A 21,908-nucleotide genomic window follows, 5' to 3' on the forward strand; every position below is an offset into this window, starting at 1 on the left:
GCGGCTAATCGATCACCGCCTTCGCGACGGTGATGCAGGTGGTGATCCACTCCCGGTCGGTCGCACGAAGCGGGCGCGACGCACGTTCGGCGTCCTGGATAGCCCAGTGCGCGTTCAGGATCATCCGCACGATGACCCAGTCACGAGCACGGTCCGGATCGAGGTCCGCCGCGTCGGTGATCGTGTAGAAGCGGCGTCGGATGTCGTAGCGCACGTCGGATTCGCGCGGACCGAGGCGATTCCACAGCATGGGAGCGAGTTCGTAGTGTGCGTCACCCGACATCGGGCTGGGGTCGATGGCGACCCATCGGCCGCCGGCATCCGCGAGGACGTTCTCGTGGTGCAGGTCGCCGTGCACGATGACACCCACAGTCGTCGTGTCGGTGAGGAAGTCCCGGCCGAGGGACAGTGCCTGCTCGACGAAGCGTCTCGGCACCGGCGCGTCCCGGGCGATCCGGGACAGGGCGTCGAGCCACTGCTCCAGGTGGACGGCGAGCGGTGTCAGACGCCCCGGCGCCGGGATGTGTAAGTCACCGTAGAGACCGGCCACCACCACGCAGGCCTCGTCGTCGTCGAGGGTCGTCAGGTCGCGTCGCGTCAGTCGTTCGAGCAGCAGCGCGCGCCGACGGGGATCGGCGCGCAGCATTTGCACCGCCCCGCGACCGTGCCAATGTTGCAGTCCCAGTGCCTCTTGCGCACCCTCGTCGTCACCGTCGAACGCCACCTTCAGGACGGCGCGCCCGCCCTGCCGGTCGAGCACCGGAACCACGAGCGACTCGAATCCATGCCACAACTCGTCCCCGTCGCGACGCAATCCCCACTCGTCGAGCAGTGTCGAGACCGTGCCCGGAAGGCGCTGCAGCCAGTCCGCCCAGAGCGGGCCGAGTTCGGCCTGCTCCGACAGTCCGGGCGGGATGTCCGACGCGGTGATCATCGCGGCCCGGATCGCACGAACCGGTATCCCATCCCCGCCTCGGTGATGAGATTGCGGGGATGTGCCGGGTCCTCTTCGAGCTTGCGCCGCAGACTCGCCAGGTACACCCGCAGGTAATTGCTCTGCCGCAGATATCCCGGACCCCACACAGCATTCAGGATGTCGCTCTGCGACACCAGTTTTCCCTCATGGCGCACCAGTATCTCCAGAATGCCCCACTCGGTCGGCGTGAGATGGACCGGCTCCTGCCCGCGCGTCACCTGTTTCGCGGCGAGGTCGACGACGAACGCACCCGCGTCCACCACCGGCGACTCCGACGTCGCGTTCGACGCGCTTGCCCGCCGTAGTGCGGCTCGCAACCGGGCCAGGAATTCCTCCATGCCAAAGGGTTTCGTGACGTAGTCGTCGGCCCCGGAGTCCAGGGCGACGACCTTGTCGGCAGCATCGGTCCGAGCCGACAGGACGATGACCGGTACGGTCGTCCACCCGCGCAGACCCTCCAGAACCGTCAGTCCGTCGATGTCGGGCAGACCCAGATCGAGGACGACCACATGCGGATTCTCCCGCGCCGCCGCCGTCAGCGCGGCGGCACCGGTCGCCGCGGTAGTCACCGCGAAACCACGCGCGTTGAGATTGATCCGCAAGGCCCGCAACAACTGCGGCTCGTCGTCGACGACCAGGACGCGCGTCTTCTCCGGACTCATCTTCTCCGGGCTCATCTTCTCCGGGCTCATCTTTTCCGGGCTCACCGGACCGGCCCACCCGTCTCGGTGGGGTCGTCGATCTCGTCGGTCGCAGGAAGATCGACGACCATGGTCGCGCCACCGCCCGGCGTGTCCTCGACGCTGAGCTCTCCCCCGATCGCCGTGACGAATCCCGATGCCACCGACAGCCCCAAGCCCACTCCCGACGACGCACCGCTGGTATCGCCGCCCTGATGGAACGCCGAGAAGACCTGATCGCGGTCCACGACCGGGAGGCCCGGCCCGTGGTCGACGACTCGGATCACGCACCGGGGCGGGTCGGCCGCAGTCAACCGGGCGGTCAGCTCGACCCGCCCGCCGCCGTGCCGGCGCGCGTTGTCGATGAGGTTCGCCAGGGCCCGCTCGAGCAATCCGGGGTCGGTGTATGCCCAGGCGTGACCGAGATCGAAGGTCAGAGCCGGCTCCTCATCGAGTCGGGCCACCGCCGCCGCCGCACGGTGCACGACCTCGGGGAGGAACGTCCGATGTCGGTGCGGCCGAACCGCACCCGCCGCGAGCCGAGAGGAATCCAGCAGGTTGCTCACCAGCGAGGTGAGATGGTCGACCGACTCGTCGACGGTCGCCAGCAGCTCCGCAGTGTCCTCGGGACTGAACGTGACGTCGTCGCTGCGCAGACTCGACACAGCCGCCTTCGCCGCGGCCAGTGGTGTCCGGAGGTCATGGCCGACCGCCGACAGCAGGGCGCGGCGTAGCTCATCGGTGCGGGCGAGCGCTTCCGCCGTCGCCGCCTCGGCTTCCAGCGCACGGCGCGCAACCGCGCCCGCGGCCTGCCCGGCCACGGCCGCCAACACGCGACGGTCTCGCGCCCCGAGCTTCGGGCCGCGTAGGAGCAGTTCGAACTCCTCACCCGGCACGACGCAGACGGTGTCGGCATCATCGGGCGTCGCAGGCGGCGAGTCGCCCACCGCGGCCTCGATCGCGCGGGCAGCCCGCGACGTCCGCCGCACGACCGACACCGCCGACTGATCGTAGGTTTCCCGGAACCGTTCCAGCAGGACCGGGACGTCGGCACCGCCGAGTACGACACTGGAGAACAACGCCAGTAGTTCGGCCTCGCGGGCGGCGTCCTGCGCCTGCGCGCGTCGAACGGTTGCCGAATCGACAAGCGCGGCAACCGCGATCGCGATCAGCAGCATGACCAGGATGGTGATCAGATTGTCGGGCTGGCTGATCGTGAACGTGAGCCTCGGGTCGGTGAAGAAGTAGTTCAGGAGCAGACCCGAGATCACCGCCGACAGGGCAGCCGGCAGGATGCCCCCGAGCATCGACACCGCCAGCACCGCAACGAAGTACAGCGCCGACTGACTGGCGAACCCCAACCACGGGTCGAGAAGCTGCAGCGCCCCGGTCAGGGCGGCCGGAACCAGGATCGCGAAGACCCAGCTGAGCGGCCGGTGGAAACGGGTGTCCCGGATGTCCAAGCGGGAGCGCCGCGACGTCTCGTCGTGGGTCACCATGTGCACGTCGATGCGGCCGCTCTCGCTGACCACGGCGGCTCCGACCCCCTCGTCGAAGATCCGCTGCCACCTCGGCCGCCGCGAGGTGCCGAGCACGAGCTGGGTGGCGTTGACCCCCCGTGCGAAGTCCAGCAGCGTGTCCGGGATGTCGTCGCCGACGACCGTGTGGATCCGCGCACCGAACCCCGCGGCGAGCTCTCTGAGCGCGTCGAGGTCGACCCCCGCACCGGTCAGGCCGTCCCCACGGACCACATGGACAGCGAGGAGCTCCGCGCTCGACCGTGAGGCTATCCGGCTCGCGCGTCGCAGCAGTGTCGGCGATTCGGCGCCGCCGGTGACGGCGACGACGACCCGCTCGCGCGCCTCCCACGTCTCGGTGATCGAGTGCGCGGCACGATAATCCGCGAGCTTGTCGTCGACCTGGTCGGCCAGCCACAGCAGCGCGAGTTCGCGGAGAGCGGTGAGGTTCCCCTGCCGAAAATAGTTGGCCAGGGCACCATCGACGCGTCCGCCCGGATAGACCTTGCCCGCGGACAGGCGCTGCCGCAACGCCTGTGGATCGATGTCGACCAGTTCGATCTCGTCGGCGCCGCGCACGACGTCGTCGGGCACGGTTTCGCGTTGGACCACTCCGGTGATCTGCGCGACGACGTCGTTCAGGCTCTCCAGATGCTGGATGTTGATCGTCGAGTACACATCGACACCTGCGCCGAGCAACTCCTCGATGTCTTCCCACCGCTTGTGGTTTCGAGAACCCGGCACATTCGTGTGGGCGAGTTCGTCGACGAGCGCCACCTGGGGTCGGCGGGCCAGCACCGCGTCGAGGTCCATCTCCTCCAGCGGCGTCCCGCGGTAGGACCGGCTGGTGCGTGGGATCACCTCCAGACCCTCGACGAGAGCGGCGGTCGCCACCCGGCCATGGGATTCGACGACCCCGATCACGACGTCGGTTCCTTCGTCGACAAGGGTTCGGGCCTGCGCGAGCATCTCGTAGGTCTTGCCGACGCCGGGCGCGCAGCCGAGGAACACCCGTAACGTGCCGCGACCCTCGGGGTGGGCGGCCCGCGCCGAGCTCGCCGCTGAGGTCATCGGCCGATTGTAGTGGTCACGGGGCGCGGCACCCCGGCGGCGCGTGACCCAGCGCGAGGTTCACCTCGAGCACGTTCACGCGGGGCTGCCCGAGGAATCCCAGCTGCCTGCCCTCGGTGTGGTCGTCGATCATCCCCCGGACCTCGGCGGGTGTGCGACCGTTCTCGCGTGCCAGCCGGGCGACCTGTAGCTCGGCATAGGCGGGAGTGATGTGCGGATCGAGTCCAGAGCCCGACCCGGTCACCGCGTCGGCCGGCACCTGCGCCGGCGTCACCCCCTCCCGTCGGGCGATCAGTTCACGGCGCGCGGTGACGCCTGCCAGCAGGACCTCGCTGTTCGGGCCCTGGTTGCTCGCCGCGGATGCCGAGGGATCGCCGGTCGCCATCGGCTCGCCCGCAGCACCCAGGACCCGAGCGTGGAGGTACGGGTCGGGTGTCCCCGGTTCGACCCGTGGGTCGACACCGATCAGCGTGGACCCGACGGGGCAACCCGCGGCGTCGGAGACCTGTGAGCCCTCCGCGCCGGCAGTGTTCACCCGCGAGATCGCCCACACGGCAGCAGGATAGGCGACTCCCAGGATGAGTGTGAGACCCAGGATCATGCCTGCGGCGGCGACGCATTGCCGGACGAAGCCGGACCAGACTGAGTTCATGAAGTCATCCCATTCCCGGAAAGAGTCGAACGACGAGGTCGATCAGCCAGATGCCGATGAACGGCGTGACGACCCCACCGACCCCGTAGACGAGTAGATTGCGGCCCAACAACTTCGACGCCGAGTCGGGCCGGTAGCGCACCCCGCGCAACGACAGCGGGATGAGTGCCACGATGATCAGCGCGTTGAAGATCACCGCGGACACGATCGCCGACTGCGCCGAATGCAGTCCCATGATGTTGAGGGCGTCGAGTTGCGGGTAGACGGCGGTGAACATCGCGGGCAGGATCGCGAAGTACTTGGCGAGATCGTTGGCCAGGGAGAAGGTCGTCAGCGCACCCCGGGTGATCAGCAACTGCTTACCGATGCCGACCACCTCGATCAGCTTCGTCGGGTCGGAATCGAGGTCCACCATGTTGCCGGCCTCTTTGGCCGCCGACGTACCCGTGTTCATCGCCAATCCGACATCGGCCTGGGCCAGTGCGGGGGCATCGTTGGTGCCGTCGCCGGTCATCGCGACGAGCCGCCCGGCGGACTGCTCGGAGCGGATGAGATCCAGTTTCTGCTCGGGCGTGGCCTCGGCGACGAAGTCGTCGACGCCGGCCTCGGCCGCGATGGCCCGGGCGGTGAGGGGATTGTCACCGGTGACCATCACCGTGCGGATGCCCATTGCGCGCAGCTGCGCGAAACGCGCTGTCATACCCGGTTTCACCACATCGGACAGCGCGATCACACCCATGACCCGGGCGGGCTGTCCGTCGGCACGCACGCCGACCACGAGCGGCGTACCGCCCGCCGACGAGACCCGTTCCACATCGGCGGCGACTGTGTCGTCGACGGTGCCCTCGCCGACGGCGACCCATCGGGTGACCGCGTCGGCGGCGCCCTTGCGGTACTCGACGCGCGCACCACTGTCCTGCGAGTCCACTCCACTCATCCGCGTCTGGGCTGTGAACGGGATGATCACGTCGGTGACAAGACGCTCTGGGCCCGTCGCCTCGTCCGCCGTCACCCCGTAGGCGGACCGGCAGAGGTCGACGATGCTGCGTCCCTCGGGTGTGTCGTCGGCCAGACTGCATCGGTGAGCGACGCCGGCCAGCTCCTCGACGGACACCCCGCGCGCCGGGTACAGGTCGGTGGCGCGACGGTTGCCGAAGGTGATGGTCCCGGTCTTGTCCATCAGCAGGGTGTCGATGTCGCCGGCCGCCTCGACCGCCCGGCCCGACATGGCCAACACGTTGCGCTGCACCAGACGATCCATGCCGGCGATACCGATGGAGCTGAGCAGGGCGCCGATGGTCGTCGGTATCAGGCAGACCAGCAACGCGATCAGCTTCACCGGATCGGGCGACTGCCCGGCGTACTCCTGCATCGGTCCGACGGCGACGACGGCGAGCAGGAAGATCACCGTGAGGCTCGTCAGCAGGATGTCGAGTGCGATCTCGTTGGGGGTCTTCTTACGGGCGGCTCCCTCGACGAGCGCGATCATCCGGTCGACGAAGGTCTCCCCGGGCGCCGTGGTGATCCGGACGACGATGCGGTCGGAGAGCACCACGGTTCCACCGGTGACCGCCGAGCGATCTCCACCGGATTCCCGGACCACCGGCGCCGACTCACCGGTGATCGCCGACTCGTCCACGGTGGCGATCCCGTCGACGACGTCGCCGTCACCGGCGATGATCTCCCCGGCCTCGACCACGACGAGGTCGCCGATCCGCAGGTCGCTGCCGGCGACCTCCTCGGTCGCGCCGGTTCCGGCGACATCGTTGTCGGCACACAAGCGTCGGGCGACCGTGTCGCGCTTGACCTTTCGCAGACTGTCGGCCTGTGCGCGTCCCCGTCCCTCGGCGACGGCCTCGGCGAGGTTCGCGAACAGCACGGTGAACCACAGCCAGGCGGTCACGGTCCAGCTGAACCACGACGGACGCAGCACCGCCAGCGCGGTGGTGACGACGGCTCCGAGGAACACGACGAACATCACCGGGTTCCTGGCCTGATCCCGCGGGGTGAGCTTCCGTAATGCCAATGGCATCGATGTCACCAGGGAGCGGAGGTCGAACGCGCCGCGCGACACCAGCGTCGGTCCGGCATCAGTGGGGGTCTCGACGTCCGGCGTCGCGGGTTCGTGTGTGGAGACGAGTTGTGTGGTCACAGCAGTGCCTCGGCGATCGGTCCCAGCGCCATGGCCGGGAAGAAGGTGAGTCCGGCGACGAGCACGATGGTCGCCGTCAGGAGGGAGCCGAACAGGAGTCCGGAGGTGGGCAGCGTCGAACGCGTATCCGGCGCCACCGCATTCGGGACGGTGCCGGTGGGGATGGGCAGGACCGCGGTCGATGTTCGGTCGGTGCGGTTCGTCGCAACGGCAACAGGTGAGTCGACACTGATCTCTGTGCCCCCACCGCCGCGCGGGGTCTGCCGCGCGAGGAGCCCGGCCAGCGCGAGCACGAGCACGATGGGCAGGAACCTGCCCATCAGCATCGCCATGCCGAGTGAGGCCTGGAACCAGTCACCGGTCACGGTGAGCCCGCCGAAGGCGCTGCCGTTGTTGTTGGCGGCCGAGGCGTAGGCGTAGAGCACTTCGCTGAATCCGTGGATCGACCCCGGGCTTCCCGCTTCCCCGCTGTTGCCCTGCGCATCGGTCGTCGATCCCAGGATCATGGAGATCCCGGCGCCGGTCAGGACCAGTACCGGCATCACCAGTACGTACAGCGCCGCCATCGTGATCTCGTGCTGTCCGATCCGCTTGCCGAGGAAGGTCGGTGAGCGCCCGACGAGCAGACCACCGATGAACACGGTGATCATCGCCATCACGAGGATGCCGTACAAACCCGAACCCGCCCCGCCGGGCGCGACCTCGCCCAGGAGCATGTTCCACAGGACGGCGCCGCCGCCGACCGCGGAGTAACTGTCGTGGGCGGAATTCACCGCGCCGGTCGACGTGCCGGTGGTCGAGACCGCGAACAGGACCGACCCGGGAACTCCGAACCGGACCTCCTTGCCCTCCATCATGGCCCCCGCCGCCGCGGAAGCGACTCCGGCAGTGCGGCTCTCGAAGACCCACACGAGTGTGAGCATCAGCGACCAGATCGCGGCCATCACCCCGAGCAGGGTCAGTCCCTGTCGTCGGTCACCGACCAGGGTTCCGTAGGTGCGTGTCAGGCAGACCGGGATCAGCAGCAGCGCAGCGATCTCCATGAGGTTCGACAGCGGTGTTGGATTGGAGAACGGGTGTGCCGAGTTCGCCGACAGGGTCCCACCGCCATTGGTGCCGAGTTCCTTGATCGCCTCCTGGGAGGCGAACGGCCCGACGACGCTGCGCGCATCGGCACCGTCGAGAGTGGTCCAACCGAACCCGGTGTGCCAGGATTGCACCACTCCCTGCGTGACCAGCAGTGTCGCGAGTACGAGACTGAGCGGCAACAGGATTCGGATCGATCCGCGCACCAGGTCCACCCAGAAGTTCCCGATCTCACCGGTCGCACTGCGGCTCGCGATCCCGCGGATGACCGCCACCGCGACCGCCATTCCCACCGCGGCGGAGACGAAGTTCTGGACGGCGAACCCGATCATCTGCGTCAGATTGCTCATCACCACTTCGGGCGAAAAGGACTGCCAGTTGGTGTTGCTGACGAAGGAGATCGCGGAGTTGAACGCCATCGATGCAGACACGCCCGACTTGCCGTCGGACCACGGCAGGACTCCCTGCAGGCGTTGCAGAAGGTAGACGACGAGGAAGGAGATGAGTGAGAAACCCAGCACCGCAAGGGCGTAACCCACCCAGGTCTGCTGTCGGCGCGGGTCGACTCGCGCCATCCGATACAGCAAGCGCTCTACGCGCAGGTCCCGTACGCCGCTGTACACACGCGCCATGTGGTCGCCGAGTGGGACGTATGCCACGGCGAGGACGATCACGAGCGCGGCCACCTGGAGCAGGCCCGCCACAGTTGTGTTCACGCCGTCAGAACCTCTCCGGGAACACGAGCGCGACGAGGAGGAACAGAGCCGTCGCGGCCGCGAGCGTGAGCAGCACGACGTTGATCACCCCGTCCGCGGTCACGACTTGGTCCTGACATCGAGGGCCCGCACCGCCAGCACGCACAGGGCGAACCCCGCGATGGCCAGCAGCACGTAGACGAGGTCCGCCACGCAGTCACTCTCCGATCACTTCGACATCCACCACTCCGGTGGTCAGATCGAAGGATCACGCAGCCCGACGGGCGGCGGAAGAGTCTTTAACGCGTTCCATACGCGATCCGCGCGATTATTGACGTCGCGTTGTCGTCCCGCCCGGTTCGTGGGGCCGCGCTGTTTCGGGTGCTACGGCGCAGGCGTGATGACGATCCCCACGCTGCCGGCCTCGCCCCGGCGGAGCTTGCTACCGAGGATGGTGATCTTGCCGAGGAGTCCGTACTTGTCGGCGATGGCCTTCTTGACGCGGCCGCTGTCCGCCGCGTCGAGCACTTCGGCGGTACCGCTGACAGGTTCGCCGATGTTCTTGTGGCCCCTGACATCACATGCCTGGACGACCACCCGCGGATCACGCCGCAACCGTTTCACCTTCCATGAATCGGCCACGGTCCACATCACCAGGCGGTCGCCGTCGAGCGCCGCCCACAGCGGTGAGGTCACGGCGGTGCCGTCCTTGCGGTAGGTCGTCAGGTTCACATACTTGGCGGTGCCTGCTTCGCCGAATGTCGCCGCGCTCGAGGTCATGCGGCAATGCTACGGGCAAACAGCGTCTGCGAATGACCGCTCGACGAGCCCGCGGGACTGTCGGACTCGCCGAACGCCCCGGCGTCGCAGAGTGTCGCCCACGCGGTGACCTGATTCGCCGACAGCACCGGCTTGCCGAGCTCGGCTTCGAGGCCGGCGAGGATGTCGTAGGTCCAGAGGTTGGTGCAGGACACGAAGATCGCGTCGGCGTCGGGATGGTCCGCGGCACGGATGAGGTCCGCGGTCACGTGGTACGGAATCGTCCAGATCTCGTGATCCCGACCGAGCCCGGCGTGCGCCACGACGCTCCGGCCGGATTCGGCGAGGAAGTCGCACAGCAGTCCGGTGAGGGCCGCGGTGTACGGCGTGGCAACCGACAGCGTGCCGATGCCCAGCGCGTCGAGGGCGCGGATCAAGGCCTCCGACGTCGTGACCGCCCGATGGGCGCCGGCCCCGACCATGCAGTTCGAGATCTCGAGCGCCCCCGCCATCCCGTAGACGAAGCTGCCCGACGCGCAGGCGTAACCGAAGGAACGTGGTCCGACCGACGACACGGCCCGCACCGCTGCGGCGATCTCGGCGTGATTGTTCAGGTCGCGACACAGTCCGACGTCGACCGGTGCGTCGATGAAGCCCGTACGGGTGAAGTACAGCGACACAGAATCCGGCATCCACCGCCACAGCTCACGATCGAGCGCCATGTCGAACGGGCACACCATCCCGATGCCGATCTGGGCTGTCATGGAGGGATGATGACATATTGTCGGATTGTCTACAATTGCTGCGGAGATGCACCTCGGAGCGCCGCGTCGACATCCTTGCGGATCACACAACCGTAGGCATGGTCGTTGACCATCCCCGTCGCCTGCATGAGTGCGAACATCGTCGTCGGGCCGACGAACCGCCAGCCGCGCTTCTTCAGGTCCTTGGACAGCGCGACCGACTCCGGCGAGGTCGTCATCGAGCCCGGCACGTGGTCCCGCTTCGGCGCATATTCCCAGAAGAACGACTCCAGCGACCCGCGCTCGTCGATGAGATCGAGGGCCCGCCGCGCGTTGTTGATCGACGCCTCGATCTTGCCGCGGTGCCGGATGATCCCGGCGTCGGCCAGCAACCGAGCGACATCGGCGTCGGTGAACCGAGCCACCCTCTCGACGTCGAATCCTGCAAACGCTGCCCGGAAGTTGTCCCGTTTCATCAGGATCGTCCGCCAGCTCAGCCCCGACTGGAACCCTTCCAGGCACACGCGCTCGAACAGCGCCGTGTCGCCCGCGACGGGGAAGCCCCACTCCGTATCGTGATACGTGGTCTCCGGCTCGCGCGCCGCCCACAGGCAGCGGGCGCGACCGTCGGCGATCGTGATGGTGTCGTCAGGCATCCACGCTCCTCTCGTGGCCAGGACGCTACCCCGCTACACCGACATCCCGGCCCCGCCCGATTTCGGGGCGCTGAGCAGCGCCGTTATCTGGCCGTTATCAAGCGTTGCGAAACCATCCCGTTGTGTCTCGCGATGATCACTTCCGGAGACCGCCCGTCTAGCGTTGACCACATCGCAACACAGCCAGCCGAGAGCGCCAGCGCCGACGCAAGCTGCGAAAGCGTCACAATCCACCCGCGGCAAGGAGTTTCGTGATGAAAGACACCGAACTGAGCGTCCTCCTCGCCCAGGTCGCAACAGGTGACATGGACGCATTCGCACAGTTCTACGACGCGACGTGCGACCGGGTGTACGGCATGACGCTGCGTGTACTCCGCGATCCCGGATACAGCGAAGAGGCGACGCAGGAGACCTTCCTCGCAGTCTGGCGTAACGCCGATGCCTACGACCCGGCATCCGGCTCGGCCCTCTCCTGGATTCTGACCCTCGCCCACCGCCGCGCTGTCGATCGCGTCCGGTCAGAGTCCGCGGCTACCCGTCGGACTGTCGCCTACGGCATCGCCGACACCGGCCGCGAGGTGGACGAGGTCAGTGAATCGGTGGAACGGCGCGAGATCGCCCGTCTCATCCACACCGGCCTGGAAACCCTCACCCCCTTGCAGCGACAGGCGATCGAACTCGCCTACTTCCACGGCCTCACCTACCGCGAGGTCGCCGAGCACCTCGACGTGGCCCTGCCGACCGTCAAGTCCCGCATCCGCGACGGACTGATCCGACTCCGGCAGACCGTCCCCGGCCGCGCCGCCTGACACGGCCCAGCCCGCCCGCTCCACCACCCCGACCGACCCCGCTCGCCGGCGTTCACCCGCCATCCGAGTGGGGTCGACCCATGTCGGCAGCCGCGGGTCGCACTGTGGTGTCGACCACAGAAATTTTGGGACGCAGGCCAGGTCACAGGCGTTATCACCTCGAGTTCTGTCCGATTCCACCCACCACGTCTCCCGCCGTCCAGCGCGGACAGGCAAAATCATGGGTGGATGTCACACGAGGCCATCCCCGTCGTGATATCGGTAAAGCCGGACCCACAAGGCCGCACACTGCAGCGTCAACCAAGACAGAATCGAGAACACATCGCATGAGTGCCGAACAGCCGACCATCATCTATACGCTGACCGACGAGGCACCCATGCTCGCCACACATGCGTTTCTGCCGGTGGTGCGCACGTTCGCCGGAGCGGCCGGGATCGCCGTCGACACGAGTGACATCTCGGTCGCGGCCCGCATCCTCGCCGAGTTCTCCGACCTCCTGCCCGACGACCAGAAGGTCACCGACAATCTCGGTGAACTCGGCAAGCTGACCCAGCGCTCGGACACGAACATCATCAAGCTCCCGAACATCAGCGCGTCGGTTCCCCAGCTCCTCGCTGCCATCAAGGAACTGCAGGACAAGGGCTACGACCTCCCCGACTTCCCCGGCAACCCGAAGACCGACGAGGAACGCGCGATTCGCGACCGGTACACCAAGTGCCTGGGTAGCGCGGTCAATCCCGTTCTGCGCGAGGGAAACTCGGATCGCCGCGCACCCAAGGCGGTCAAGCAGTACGCCAAGAAGCATCCGCACAGCATGGGCGAATGGTCGATGGCGTCGCGCACCCACGTCGCTCACATGCGGGAGGGCGATTTCTATCACGGCGAGAAGTCGATGACCGTGTCCGGCGACCGCAAGGTCAAGATGGAGCTCCTCACCGATGCCGGCGAGACCCTCGTCCTCAAGCCGGAGGTGTCGCTGACCGACGGTGACGTCATCGACAGCATGTTCATGAGCAAAAAGGCCCTGATCGAGTTCTACGAGGAGCAGATCGAGGACGCCTACAAGACCGGCGTGATGTTCTCGCTGCACGTCAAGGCCACCATGATGCGCGTCTCGCACCCCATCGTCTTCGGCCACGCGGTGAAGGTCTTCTACCGGGAGGCGTTCGAGAAGCACGGTGAACTGTTCGACGAGCTCGGCGTCAACGTCAACAACGGGCTGTCGGATCTCTACAGCAAGATCGAGTCACTGCCGAGTGCGCAGCGCGAAGAGATCATCGACGACCTGCACAAGTGCCACGAGCATCGTCCCGAGCTGGCCATGGTCGACTCGGCGCGCGGTATCACCAACTTCCACTCGCCCAGCGACGTCATCGTCGACGCCTCGATGCCGGCCATGATCCGCGCCGGCGGCAAGATGTACGGCGCCGACGGGCGACTCAAGGACACCAAGGCCGTCAACCCGGAGTCGACCTTCTCCCGCATCTACCAGGAGATGATCAACTTCTGTAAGACCAACGGGCAGTTCGATCCCACGACGATGGGCACCGTGCCCAACGTCGGCCTGATGGCGCAGAAGGCCGAGGAGTACGGCTCGCACGACAAGACCTTCGAGGTCCCCGCGGGCGGCACCGCCAACATCACCGATCTCGAGACCGGCGAGGTCCTGCTGACCCAGACCGTCGAGGAGGGTGACATCTGGCGTCTGTGCATTGTCAAGGACGCCCCGATCCAGGACTGGATCAAGCTGGCGGTCAACCGGTGCCGCGATTCCGGAATGCCGGTGCTGTTCTGGCTCGACCCGTACCGCCCGCACGAGAACGAGCTGATCAAGAAGGTCCACAAGTACCTGCCCGAGCACGACACCAAGGGCCTCGACATCCAGATCATGTCGCAGGTACGCGCAATGCGGTACACCCTCGAGCGCGTCGTCCGCGGCCTCGACACCATCTCGGCCACCGGCAACATCCTGCGCGACTACCTCACCGACCTGTTCCCGATCCTGGAGCTGGGCACGAGCGCCAAGATGCTGTCGATCGTGCCGCTGATGGCCGGCGGCGGACTCTACGAGACCGGCGCGGGCGGCTCGGCACCCAAGCACGTCAAGCAGCTCATCGAGGAGAACCACCTCCGGTGGGACTCACTCGGTGAGTTCCTCGCGCTCGCGGTGAGCCTCGAGGACGTGGGCAAGAAGTTCGACGACAAGCGCGCCGTCATCCTGGCGAAGGCCCTCGACACCGCCACCGGCAAGCTGCTGGAGAACGACAAGGGACCGTCGCGCAAGACCGGTGAACTCGACAACCGCGGCAGCCAGTTCTACCTGGCGCTCTACTGGGCGCAGGAACTCGCCGCGCAGACCGAGGACGCCGATCTCGCCGAGCACTTCGCCTCGCTGGCCGAAACCCTCGCCGCCAACGAGGACAAGATCGTCGAGGAGCTCAACGCGGTGCAGGGTGAGCAGGTCGACATCGGCGGTTACTACTACCCCGACTGGGACAAGACCGCCGCCGTCATGCGGCCGAGCACGACGTTCAACGACGCACTCGCGAGCGCGCAGCGCTGATCGAACGACCGACGTGAACCGGGAGAGGCGCCGATCCGGCGCCTCTCCCGGCGTCGTCTACCGTCGAGTCCATGGCCGACGTCAACTTCTATTTCGACCCCGTCTGTCCGTTCGCGTGGATGACGAGCAAATGGGTGCGAAAGGTGCAGTCCCAGCGCGATTACACGGTCGACTGGCGATTCATCTCGCTACGCCTGCTGAACGCTCACGTCGACTACGAGGCGCAGTTCCCACCCGAGTACGAGGCCGGGCACACGGCCGGACTCCGCCTGCTGCGAGCGGCGGCGAGCATCCGTCGCGAGCACGGATCGGCCGCGGTCGGACCGCTGTACGAGGCGCTGGGCACGCGGATCTTCGACGCCCACACCGGTTCTTACACGGTCGACGCCACTGATCTCCGCGGCACCGCGAACTTCCTGGGCCCCGTCCTGGACGATCTCGGGCTGCCCTCGCACCATGTCGAAGCACTCGACGACGCGGGCTACGACGCGGAGATCCAGGGCGAGACCGACGAGGCCCTGGCGTTGACCGGTCGCGACGTGGGTACGCCGATCATCCACTTCCAGCCGCCGGCGGGCGTCGCGTTCTTCGGGCCCGTGATCAGCCGGCTGCCGAGTGACGACGACGCCGTCGTTCTCTGGGATCACGTGATCGGGCTGGCGAGTTTCCCGGGCTTCGCCGAGCTCAAGCGAAGCTTGCGGGAGAAGCCGCAGCTGCGGGCCTTCGGTGTGACCGATGACGAGGCGGGTGTCCAGGAGGATTGGCACGGCGGGAGTCGGCGCACCAGGAAGTGAGCCGGACCGTCCTACTCGAACGGGTTGAGCGTCCGGCCGAGGAAGTACCGGACGCCCGGCGACAGTGGTCGCACAGCCACTGTCACCAGCTTGTTCACCGTGCCGGCTCCTGTCGATGGACGATGCCGCGAGTTCTCCAGGTCGCACACCTCGTCATCGGCGACGGCAGCGGGATTCGTTCCAACGCCAGGCCGGCCATCGCTGCTTCAGGGAACATGCCCGTACGGGTGCCACCCGGACGGATTCCACTTGCCGCCGCGCTCTGCGCGGACGTCACGCAGACTGGTGCCCACGTATCGGGCCTCGAGCTCCGCGTCGGGTCTCCCGGTGTACACCCACCGCTTCGGATCGAGGTTGCCCTCGGCGTCGCGATAGGACTCCCAGTAGTCGACGCGGTGCACGGCACGGACGAGATCATCGGCGAAGACCAGAACGGGTAGGTCGGGCACGGTCCGGTGCGGTCCGGCGCGCCAGGCGCTGCGGGCGAGTCGATAGATGTCGTCGGCGGTGGCGTCGCCGCGGGCCGACGCGTCGACCTTCACCAGAACGCACACCTCGGGTAACGGTGGCGACACCGGCGCCGCGAATCGCAGGATCAGCTCCTCGATACGCCACGGCCCGTGGGTGTCCGGCGCGGCCGACAGGTCGCCGCCGGCCAGGCCGGCAATGTCGCCGCCGGCCAGGCCGGCAATGTCGAGACCGGTGCATCGCAACGAAAGAGCATGCAGTTCAGCCGAATCCACGGTATCGAGGTCGTATCGAAGAATCCAGTGCTCGACGCCGAACCCGTCGGCATCGATGTCGCGGATGCGCTCTTCGACCGCGGCCGAGACCGTGGCCGGATCGTCGCCGCCGACGATGTCGGCCGGATCGGGCACGACTCCCGCGAGTGCGGCAGCCGAGTAGCGGTACACACGGTCACCGCGACCCGCACCGACGTGGAACAAGGATGCGTCCCGCGGGTCCACGAGCGCGTACACGTACTCACCCAGGGCCGACTTGGCTTCGTGCGGAACCGGCTTCGGCGCACCGGGGGACGGAACCCCGACCGGTCGCAACAGTGCGAGCACCTCGTCGACGACCGACGGTCGGACACCGAGCCCGCCGCCGGTGACCCCGCCGAAGACGACTTCACCAGCGCGCTCCCGGTCGACGAACCGCCGGCCGGCGAAGCGGCCGACGGCGCGTATGACGTCGGCGACCTCGGCGCGTCGTGCCGCAGCACTCCGCGACGCAGTTCGTTCGTCGCCGGGATCGAGCATCTCGGCGAAGGCCGACGATGAGAGGAAAGCGTCGAGTGCCGTCCGCGGCAACTCGACCGCATCCATCCTGCGCACAGCCATGGTCGCATGATGCCAGCCCTCGACGTCGAATACCGGCAGGAGCTACTGTACGTTTGTACATGTACATACGTACATCAACGTGGAGAGGACGTCATGACGGAGGCCACCCCCCGCCGCCGCCGCGATCCCGAGGAACGGCGCCGCACGATCATCGAGGCCGCCGCCGCCCTAATCACAGAGGTCGGTTCGGAAGGGCTCACACACCGGCTCGTCGCGAAACGTGCAGGCGTGCCGCTCGGGTCGACGACGCAGTACTTCGCCACGCTCGACGATCTGCGCGAGGCCGCACTCGCTCGCCTGGCCGACGACATCGATTCGGGCCTGGCCGAGGTGGCCGAGACACTCGACGAGCACGGACCGTCGGCGGTGGTGTTCGCCCAAGCGCTCCACGACTACATGTCCGATGAACGGCTGATGCGCGCCGACCTCGCACTCGTGTCGGCCGCGGTGATCGATCCCTCACTCCGGCCGCTCGCGATCCGCTGGCCCGACGGACTGGTCGAGATCCTCGAACCCCACGTCGGACATACGGCCGCACGCGCCATCGCGGCATACACCGACGGGGTGGCGATGCACGCACTGCTGTACGGGACACCGCTGTCCATCGACGACCTGACCGCCACCCTCACGGCTCTCACCGCACTGAGTGCCGCTGACACCTCCACCGACCAGAACCGGAGCCGACGATGACGCAGCACTCATCCGAGACCACCCCGTCGACCAGCGCCGGGCAGGGCCTGTCCGTCCGGCGCCGGTGGGCGTCGGCCGCCGTGCTGTCGGCCAGTCTGCTGGTCATCACCGTCGACCTGACGATCCTCAACGTCGCGCTCCCCGACCTGGCCGGCGACCTGCGCCCGACCGCCGACCAGCAGCTGTGGATCATCGACGCCTACTCGCTCGTGCTGGCCGGGCTGCTGTTGTCCATGAGTTCCCTGGCCGACCGATGGGGTCGAAAGCGGATGCTGGTCACCGGCTTCGCGGTGTTCGGCGGGGCCTCGGCACTCGTCCTCCTGGCCGAGTCGCCCGGCGCGGTGATCGCGGTGCGGGTGCTGTTGGGCGTCGGCGGCGCCATGATCATGCCGACCACGCTGTCGTTGCTGCGCAGTATCTTCACCGACCCTGCCGAACGCGCCACCGCACTCGGGTTGTGGGCCGCGGTGTCGGGTCTCGGCGCTGCCGTCGGACCGATCGTCGGCGGCGTTCTCCTGGAGTACTTCTCGTGGCGGGCCGCATTCCTGGTCAACGTGCCGCTGATGGTCGTCGCCATCGTCGCCGCCCTGCTGATCCTGCCGGAGTCGAAGCACCCGCAACCCGGCCGGTGGGACGCCGTCGGCGCCCTGATGTCCATTGCCGGCATGGTCGCCCTGGTCTGGGCCATCAAGCGGTTCGCCAAGGAGGAGACTCTCCTCGCACCGGCAGCCTGGCTGGCCCTGCTGGGCGCGGTCCTGGTCCTGGCACTGTTCGTGCGGCGCTGCCGGCGACGCACGGAACCGCTGCTCGACGTCTCTCTGTTCCGCAGCCGCCCCTTCAGCGCCGGTGTCCTGGCTGCGCTCGGTTCGATGTTCGGACTGGCTGCGGCGCTGTTGCTCCTGGCGCAGTGGCTCCAGCTCGTGGAGGGCCACTCCCCGATCGCGGCGGGTGTGCGATTGCTGCCGGTGGCGGGGGCAGCGATCGTGTCCTCGATGATCGCCGCCCCGCTGTCCCGGATGATCGGCGCGCGCGCCGTCGTGGCCGGCGGCATCGGCATCGCCGGTGTCGGCATGGCGCTGATGTCCCTCGGTTCCGACGGGCTCGGCTACGGCACGGTCGCCGCCGCCCAGGTGCTCGTCGGCTTCGGCATCGGCTCGCTGGCGATCGCGTCGGCGATGATCATGGCCGACACCCCGGATGCCAAGGCGGGCAACGCCGCCGCGCTGGAGGAGACCGCGTACGACCTCGGCAACGTGCTCGGGGTCGCCATCCTCGGCAGCATCGCGTCGATCCTGTACCGGTCGACGCTGACCAGCGACCCGATCCCCGGGGTTCCGGCTCAGGCAACCGAGGCCGCCGCCGAATCTCTGGGTGCCGCCGTGGGTCTCGCCGAGGCCGCCGGGGCACCCGGCCTCGCGGAACGTGCGGCGACGGCGTTCACCGATGCCATGCAGCAGACGAGTCTGATCGGCGGGCTCACGCTCGTCGCCGTCGCCGTGGCCGTCTTCGCCCTCGTGCCGCGCGGCACGGATGTCACGGCCGCGCAGCACTGAGCGCAGGGGTCAGGACGTGGCCACTGCCGCCTCGGTCTCGGGGAGGACGGCATCTCGCACCCGCACTTCGCGCGGGAGCAGGCCGTTCGCGTGCAGGAGATCGGCGGCGCGCTGCTGCTCGTCGAGGAACTCCTCGGTCACGGGCCCGATGCCGTACGGCCGGTTACGGATTGCGGCTTCCCAGGCGTCGAGGCTGGCGTCCCCGCCACGGTCGACCACGTCTTTCACGAAGTACTCGGCGGCCTCGCGGGGATGGTCGACGATCCACTGATCGGATTCGCGCAGCGCATCGACGATCGCGGCCAGTTCCTCCGGCTGCTGTTCGGCGAAGTCGCGTCGAGTGAACCACAGCGACGGGTGGCTGAACAGACCGTCAGTGTCGATCAGGGTGCGCAACTCGAGGTCGCGTTCGACGGCGGCCAGGCCGGGATAGGCGCCGACCCAGGCGTCGATCGTGCCGTCACGGAAGAGATCCGCGCCGTCGGTGACCGAGGTGTTGACGGGCACGATGTCGCTCCACGTCAGTCCGACCGAGTCGAGCGCGAACAGCAGCAGGGTCGTCTGCCACGAACCGTGGGCGATACCCACCCGCTTGCCCTTCAGCGCGGCCACCGAGTCGATGTCGGAGTCCGCCTTCACCACGAGACGCCCGTTCTCCGTACGCGGTCCGGACACCCCGACATAGACCAGGTCGCGCTCCTGCGCCAGACCCGTGATCGGCGGCGTGAAGCCCGTCCCGATGAAGTCGTAGCCGCCCTCGGTGAACAGCCAGTCCGAGTGCAGCGTGGGCAGGCCGGTCGTCGGGTCCGGTTCCGGGCTCGCGGGCAGACTGCGTAGGTCGACCCACTCGACGTCGATGCGCTGTTCGAGGATGCCCCGGTGCCGGAGTACGAACAGGGAGTTGTTGTGCGGGAAATAGCCGACTCGAACGGTCATTGTCTCTCTCGGTTTCTGCGGCCGGCCGGCCGCCGTATGGGCTCGTGCGGATGCTTGCTCATTGAAGTGCGACTTTTCTGCTCCCTGAGGTGCGAGGAGCGATAGCGACCCACCCTGCTCCCTGAGGTGCGAGGAGCGATAGCGACCCCCCCTGCTCCCTGAGGTGCGAGGAGCGATAGCGACGAGCCTCGAAGGGCCCGACGACGTCACTCGCACCTCAGGGAACAGTGCGATCAGATCTCAGGGATGAGACCGCGTTCGCGCGCCTCGGGGAGCAGGCCGCTGCGCTTCCACTGCACCTCGAGGTTGGTCGGGTGGAATTCCGCCGAACCGCCGAGTCCCTCGGCGATCGCCTGGAACTGGGCGCCCTCCTCCAGCAGGACGATGAACTTCGCGGTGTCGAGCAGACCCTGGCGACCGATCACGTTGGAGCCGCCGTTCGCCTCGAAGATCGCGGCGAGATGCGGGTCCTCCTCGAGACGCTCGAGGATGAACTCCGACGCGGGCTGGCGGCGGTTGATGTGCGGCGGGATCTCCCGGGACAGGGTCAGCCGCTGGGAGGCTGCGTACCGGATCGGGAGGGTGCGGTGGGTCTGTGCCCAGGCACCCAACCACGGCGTGTGGATGTGCACGACGGTCGTGATGTCCTCGTGGGCGCGGAACACCGGTGCATAGGACGTCACGAAACCCGCTGCGCCCGAACCGGACAGGATCTCGCCGTCGAAGGTTGCCACCACGGGACGCACGGTCAGGTCATCGGCCCAGGGCCCCGGATCGTTCAGCGCGACCGCGATCTCACGCCCGGGCACACGCTCGACGAAGTTGGCGGTCCCGTTCGCCGACACAGTTCCGGTGGTACGGAACACGTCGAACGCCTTCTGCGCGTGCTCGGTGGCCTCGGCGACGAATTCGGCGACCTCTCGGTCGAGTCCGGCTACTACGGTGGTCATGTCTCTCCTTGAGATGAAACGGATTGTCAGTGGTCGAAAGTGGTGCGTGCGGTGCGGTTCACCCAGGGTCAGGCCACGCCCAGCGCGGAGTCGGTCGTGGTCTCCACGCGGCCGAGCCGCGACCGCCCCAGGAGCGGAAGGACCTCCTCGCCCACGCGGTAGGCCTCTTCCAGGTGCGGGTTGCCCGCCAGGATGAAGGCGTCGACGCCCAGATCGATCAGGTCGTCGAGCCGTTCGGCGACCTGTTCGTAACTGCCGACCAACCCGAATGCGGGTCCGCCGCGCATCAGGCTGAAGCCGCACCACACGTTCGGTTGGACCTCGAGATCGGTGTAGTCGGTGATGTTCTCGGGCACCCAGCCCTTGATCCGGCCCGCCCCGACGGAGTCTCCCTGCGCCTGGCGGTTCGCCGCGGCACGGTCGACGTGCTGCCAACCCTCGGCGATCTCTGCCCACGCCGCCTCGGCGGTGTGCCGGGCGAGGATGTCGATGCGGACCGCGAAGCGCGGACGACGCCCCAGACGCGCCGCGTGCTCGCGCACCCCGTCGAACTTGGCGCGCAGATCAGCGAAGGGTTCGAGCCAGGAGAGGTAGTAGTCGGCGTGGCTGCCGGCGGCGTTGACCGCGGCGCCGGAAGATCCGGAGAAGTAGATCTCCGGGAAGGGTGTCTCGGCGAGTTGTGCCGGCAGGACCGCACCCTCGGTGCGGAAGAAGTCACCGTCGTAGTCGAACGGTTCACTCCCCCAGACGCCCTTGAGGACGTCGAGGAACTCACTGGTCCGGCGGTAGCGGTCGTCGTGGGCGACCTTGTCGCCCCACCACAGCTGGGCGGGACCACCGCCCCCGCTGATGATGTTGTAGACGAGGCGTCCCCCGGTTGCGCGTTGCAGACTGGCCGACATCCGGGCAGCCTGCAGCGGGTGCAGGAAACCCGGCTGGAACGCGACCATGAACCGGTAGGTGCTGGTCTCGCGGGCCAGTGCCGCGGCGGCCGCCCACGGATCGTCGGTCCCCGGGAACGACGGGAGCAACCCGCCGACGAAGCCGGCGCTCTCCGAGGCCTTGGCCACGGCCGCCATGTGGTCGATGTAGCTGTAGGAGTCGCGTTCTCCCGCACGGATCGCCGGCGTCAGGTTGCCCGGCTGGACGCCGCGCCAGTCGCCCCGGTTGAGCCGGCGCGGCGTGCGCAGGGTGGCGTGGTCGCCACCCATCCCTATCCGCCAGTAGAAGTCGATGGTCATGGGGTCTCCGGTCGTCGGTCAGGGAACGGGTCGGTCAGGGA

At 67.8% G+C, this 21,908-nt stretch carries 19 protein-coding genes; 5 read left to right on the plus strand and 14 right to left on the minus strand.

The genetic code is table 11. From position 1 onward, the window contains the following. Positions 1–4: 4 nt before the first annotated feature. From ACFW3F_RS09920 to ACFW3F_RS09965, 10 genes are all read right to left on the minus strand, one after another. Complete coding sequence (locus ACFW3F_RS09920; RefSeq protein ID WP_388056746.1) at positions 5–934, minus strand: aminoglycoside phosphotransferase family protein; 930 nt, start codon at positions 932–934, stop codon at positions 5–7. Then, positions 931–1,638 carry a response regulator gene (locus ACFW3F_RS09925; protein WP_388056812.1) on the minus strand — a complete coding sequence of 236 codons (708 nt, stop codon included), beginning with the start codon at positions 1,636–1,638 and terminating at the stop codon, positions 931–933. The genes ACFW3F_RS09920 and ACFW3F_RS09925 overlap by 4 nt, the downstream gene beginning before the upstream one ends. 41 nt (positions 1,639–1,679) lie before the next feature. Then, positions 1,680–4,244 (minus strand): DUF4118 domain-containing protein, encoded by a 2,565-nt coding sequence (locus tag ACFW3F_RS09930; protein ID WP_388056748.1) that lies wholly within the window; start codon positions 4,242–4,244, stop codon positions 1,680–1,682. 16 nt (positions 4,245–4,260) lie between these two features. Then, positions 4,261–4,896, minus strand: a complete 636-nt coding sequence (locus tag ACFW3F_RS09935; RefSeq protein ID WP_388056750.1) for a potassium-transporting ATPase subunit C — start codon at positions 4,894–4,896, stop codon at positions 4,261–4,263. 4 nt (positions 4,897–4,900) lie between these two features. Next, on the minus strand, positions 4,901–7,048 hold the full coding sequence (gene kdpB / locus ACFW3F_RS09940; protein ID WP_388056752.1) for a potassium-transporting ATPase subunit KdpB: 2,148 nt from the start codon (positions 7,046–7,048) through the stop codon (positions 4,901–4,903). Further along, positions 7,045–8,850 (minus strand): potassium-transporting ATPase subunit KdpA, encoded by a 1,806-nt coding sequence (gene kdpA, locus ACFW3F_RS09945; protein WP_388056754.1) that lies wholly within the window; start codon positions 8,848–8,850, stop codon positions 7,045–7,047. The genes kdpB and kdpA overlap by 4 nt, the downstream gene beginning before the upstream one ends. A 4-nt stretch (positions 8,851–8,854) precedes the next feature. After that, positions 8,855–8,953 carry a potassium-transporting ATPase subunit F gene (locus tag ACFW3F_RS09950; RefSeq protein WP_388056756.1) on the minus strand — a complete coding sequence of 33 codons (99 nt, stop codon included), beginning with the start codon at positions 8,951–8,953 and terminating at the stop codon, positions 8,855–8,857. 260 nt (positions 8,954–9,213) lie between these two features. Next, entirely contained in the window at positions 9,214–9,609 is a 396-nt protein-coding gene (locus ACFW3F_RS09955) for a PPOX class F420-dependent oxidoreductase (RefSeq protein WP_388056758.1), read from the minus strand. Further along, the gene (locus ACFW3F_RS09960; RefSeq protein WP_388056760.1) at positions 9,606–10,352 is read right to left on the minus strand and encodes an Asp/Glu/hydantoin racemase; all 747 of its coding nucleotides are present in this window, start codon (positions 10,350–10,352) and stop codon (positions 9,606–9,608) included. The genes ACFW3F_RS09955 and ACFW3F_RS09960 overlap by 4 nt, the downstream gene beginning before the upstream one ends. Before the next feature lie 29 nt (positions 10,353–10,381). Further along, the gene (locus tag ACFW3F_RS09965) at positions 10,382–10,987 is read right to left on the minus strand and encodes a DNA-3-methyladenine glycosylase I (protein ID WP_388056762.1); all 606 of its coding nucleotides are present in this window, start codon (positions 10,985–10,987) and stop codon (positions 10,382–10,384) included. A gap of 254 nt (positions 10,988–11,241) precedes the next feature. On the opposite strand from ACFW3F_RS09965, the gene sigK reads away from it, so the two are divergent. From sigK to ACFW3F_RS09980, 3 genes are all read left to right on the plus strand, one after another. After that, positions 11,242–11,796: an ECF RNA polymerase sigma factor SigK gene (gene sigK / locus ACFW3F_RS09970; protein WP_388056764.1), complete on the plus strand. Its 555-nt coding sequence runs from the start codon at positions 11,242–11,244 to the stop codon at positions 11,794–11,796. 326 nt (positions 11,797–12,122) lie between these two features. Beyond that, positions 12,123–14,360 carry an NADP-dependent isocitrate dehydrogenase gene (locus tag ACFW3F_RS09975; RefSeq protein ID WP_388056766.1) on the plus strand — a complete coding sequence of 746 codons (2,238 nt, stop codon included), beginning with the start codon at positions 12,123–12,125 and terminating at the stop codon, positions 14,358–14,360. 71 nt (positions 14,361–14,431) lie between these two features. Beyond that, on the plus strand, positions 14,432–15,154 hold the full coding sequence (locus tag ACFW3F_RS09980) for a hypothetical protein (RefSeq protein WP_388056768.1): 723 nt from the start codon (positions 14,432–14,434) through the stop codon (positions 15,152–15,154). 206 nt (positions 15,155–15,360) lie between these two features. On the opposite strand, the gene ACFW3F_RS09985 is transcribed toward ACFW3F_RS09980, so the two are convergent. Further along, positions 15,361–16,482: a GIY-YIG nuclease family protein gene (locus ACFW3F_RS09985; RefSeq protein ID WP_388056813.1), complete on the minus strand. Its 1,122-nt coding sequence runs from the start codon at positions 16,480–16,482 to the stop codon at positions 15,361–15,363. A 108-nt stretch (positions 16,483–16,590) separates the two neighbouring features. On the opposite strand from ACFW3F_RS09985, the gene ACFW3F_RS09990 reads away from it, so the two are divergent. Together ACFW3F_RS09990 and ACFW3F_RS09995 are read left to right on the plus strand one after the other, a co-directional pair. Continuing rightward, a complete protein-coding gene (locus tag ACFW3F_RS09990; protein WP_388056769.1) occupies positions 16,591–17,187 on the plus strand; it encodes a TetR/AcrR family transcriptional regulator in 597 nt (198 codons plus the stop codon). Next, positions 17,184–18,740: an MFS transporter gene (locus ACFW3F_RS09995; protein WP_388056771.1), complete on the plus strand. Its 1,557-nt coding sequence runs from the start codon at positions 17,184–17,186 to the stop codon at positions 18,738–18,740. The genes ACFW3F_RS09990 and ACFW3F_RS09995 overlap by 4 nt, the downstream gene beginning before the upstream one ends. A gap of 9 nt (positions 18,741–18,749) precedes the next feature. Here ACFW3F_RS09995 and ACFW3F_RS10000 read toward each other — a convergent pair whose 3' ends face one another. The 3 genes from ACFW3F_RS10000 to ACFW3F_RS10010 form a co-directional block, all read right to left on the minus strand. After that, positions 18,750–19,676, minus strand: coding sequence for an ABC transporter substrate-binding protein (locus ACFW3F_RS10000; protein WP_388056773.1), 927 nt, complete (start codon positions 19,674–19,676; stop codon positions 18,750–18,752). 233 nt (positions 19,677–19,909) lie between these two features. Beyond that, positions 19,910–20,626, minus strand: coding sequence for a class II aldolase/adducin family protein (locus ACFW3F_RS10005; RefSeq protein ID WP_388056775.1), 717 nt, complete (start codon positions 20,624–20,626; stop codon positions 19,910–19,912). Positions 20,627–20,694: 68 nt separating this feature from the next. Next, the gene (locus tag ACFW3F_RS10010) at positions 20,695–21,867 is read right to left on the minus strand and encodes an LLM class flavin-dependent oxidoreductase (protein ID WP_388056777.1); all 1,173 of its coding nucleotides are present in this window, start codon (positions 21,865–21,867) and stop codon (positions 20,695–20,697) included. Between the last annotated feature and the right edge of the window lie 41 nt (positions 21,868–21,908).

Source organism: Gordonia sp. NPDC058843, from assembly GCF_042743165.1.
In the GTDB taxonomy this organism is placed as follows: Bacteria; Actinomycetota; Actinomycetes; order Mycobacteriales; family Mycobacteriaceae; genus Gordonia.

Coding starts and splice junctions, on each gene's coding strand:
- ACFW3F_RS09955 (WP_388056758.1), bottom strand. CDS start 9,609: ATGACCTCGAGCGCGGCGACATTCGGCGAAGCAGGCACCGCCAAGTAT.
- ACFW3F_RS09965 (WP_388056762.1), bottom strand. CDS start 10,987: ATGCCTGACGACACCATCACGATCGCCGACGGTCGCGCCCGCTGCCTG.
- ACFW3F_RS09935 (WP_388056750.1), bottom strand. CDS start 4,896: ATGAACTCAGTCTGGTCCGGCTTCGTCCGGCAATGCGTCGCCGCCGCA.
- sigK (WP_388056764.1), top strand. CDS start 11,242: ATGAAAGACACCGAACTGAGCGTCCTCCTCGCCCAGGTCGCAACAGGT.
- ACFW3F_RS09980 (WP_388056768.1), top strand. CDS start 14,432: ATGGCCGACGTCAACTTCTATTTCGACCCCGTCTGTCCGTTCGCGTGG.
- ACFW3F_RS09960 (WP_388056760.1), bottom strand. CDS start 10,352: ATGACAGCCCAGATCGGCATCGGGATGGTGTGCCCGTTCGACATGGCG.
- ACFW3F_RS09985 (WP_388056813.1), bottom strand. CDS start 16,482: ATGGATGCGGTCGAGTTGCCGCGGACGGCACTCGACGCTTTCCTCTCA.
- ACFW3F_RS09975 (WP_388056766.1), top strand. CDS start 12,123: ATGAGTGCCGAACAGCCGACCATCATCTATACGCTGACCGACGAGGCA.
- ACFW3F_RS09930 (WP_388056748.1), bottom strand. CDS start 4,244: ATGACCTCAGCGGCGAGCTCGGCGCGGGCCGCCCACCCCGAGGGTCGC.
- ACFW3F_RS10005 (WP_388056775.1), bottom strand. CDS start 20,626: ATGACCACCGTAGTAGCCGGACTCGACCGAGAGGTCGCCGAATTCGTC.
- ACFW3F_RS09925 (WP_388056812.1), bottom strand. CDS start 1,638: ATGAGTCCGGAGAAGACGCGCGTCCTGGTCGTCGACGACGAGCCGCAG.
- ACFW3F_RS09920 (WP_388056746.1), bottom strand. CDS start 934: ATGATCACCGCGTCGGACATCCCGCCCGGACTGTCGGAGCAGGCCGAA.
- ACFW3F_RS10000 (WP_388056773.1), bottom strand. CDS start 19,676: ATGACCGTTCGAGTCGGCTATTTCCCGCACAACAACTCCCTGTTCGTA.
- ACFW3F_RS10010 (WP_388056777.1), bottom strand. CDS start 21,867: ATGACCATCGACTTCTACTGGCGGATAGGGATGGGTGGCGACCACGCC.
- ACFW3F_RS09995 (WP_388056771.1), top strand. CDS start 17,184: ATGACGCAGCACTCATCCGAGACCACCCCGTCGACCAGCGCCGGGCAG.
- ACFW3F_RS09990 (WP_388056769.1), top strand. CDS start 16,591: ATGACGGAGGCCACCCCCCGCCGCCGCCGCGATCCCGAGGAACGGCGC.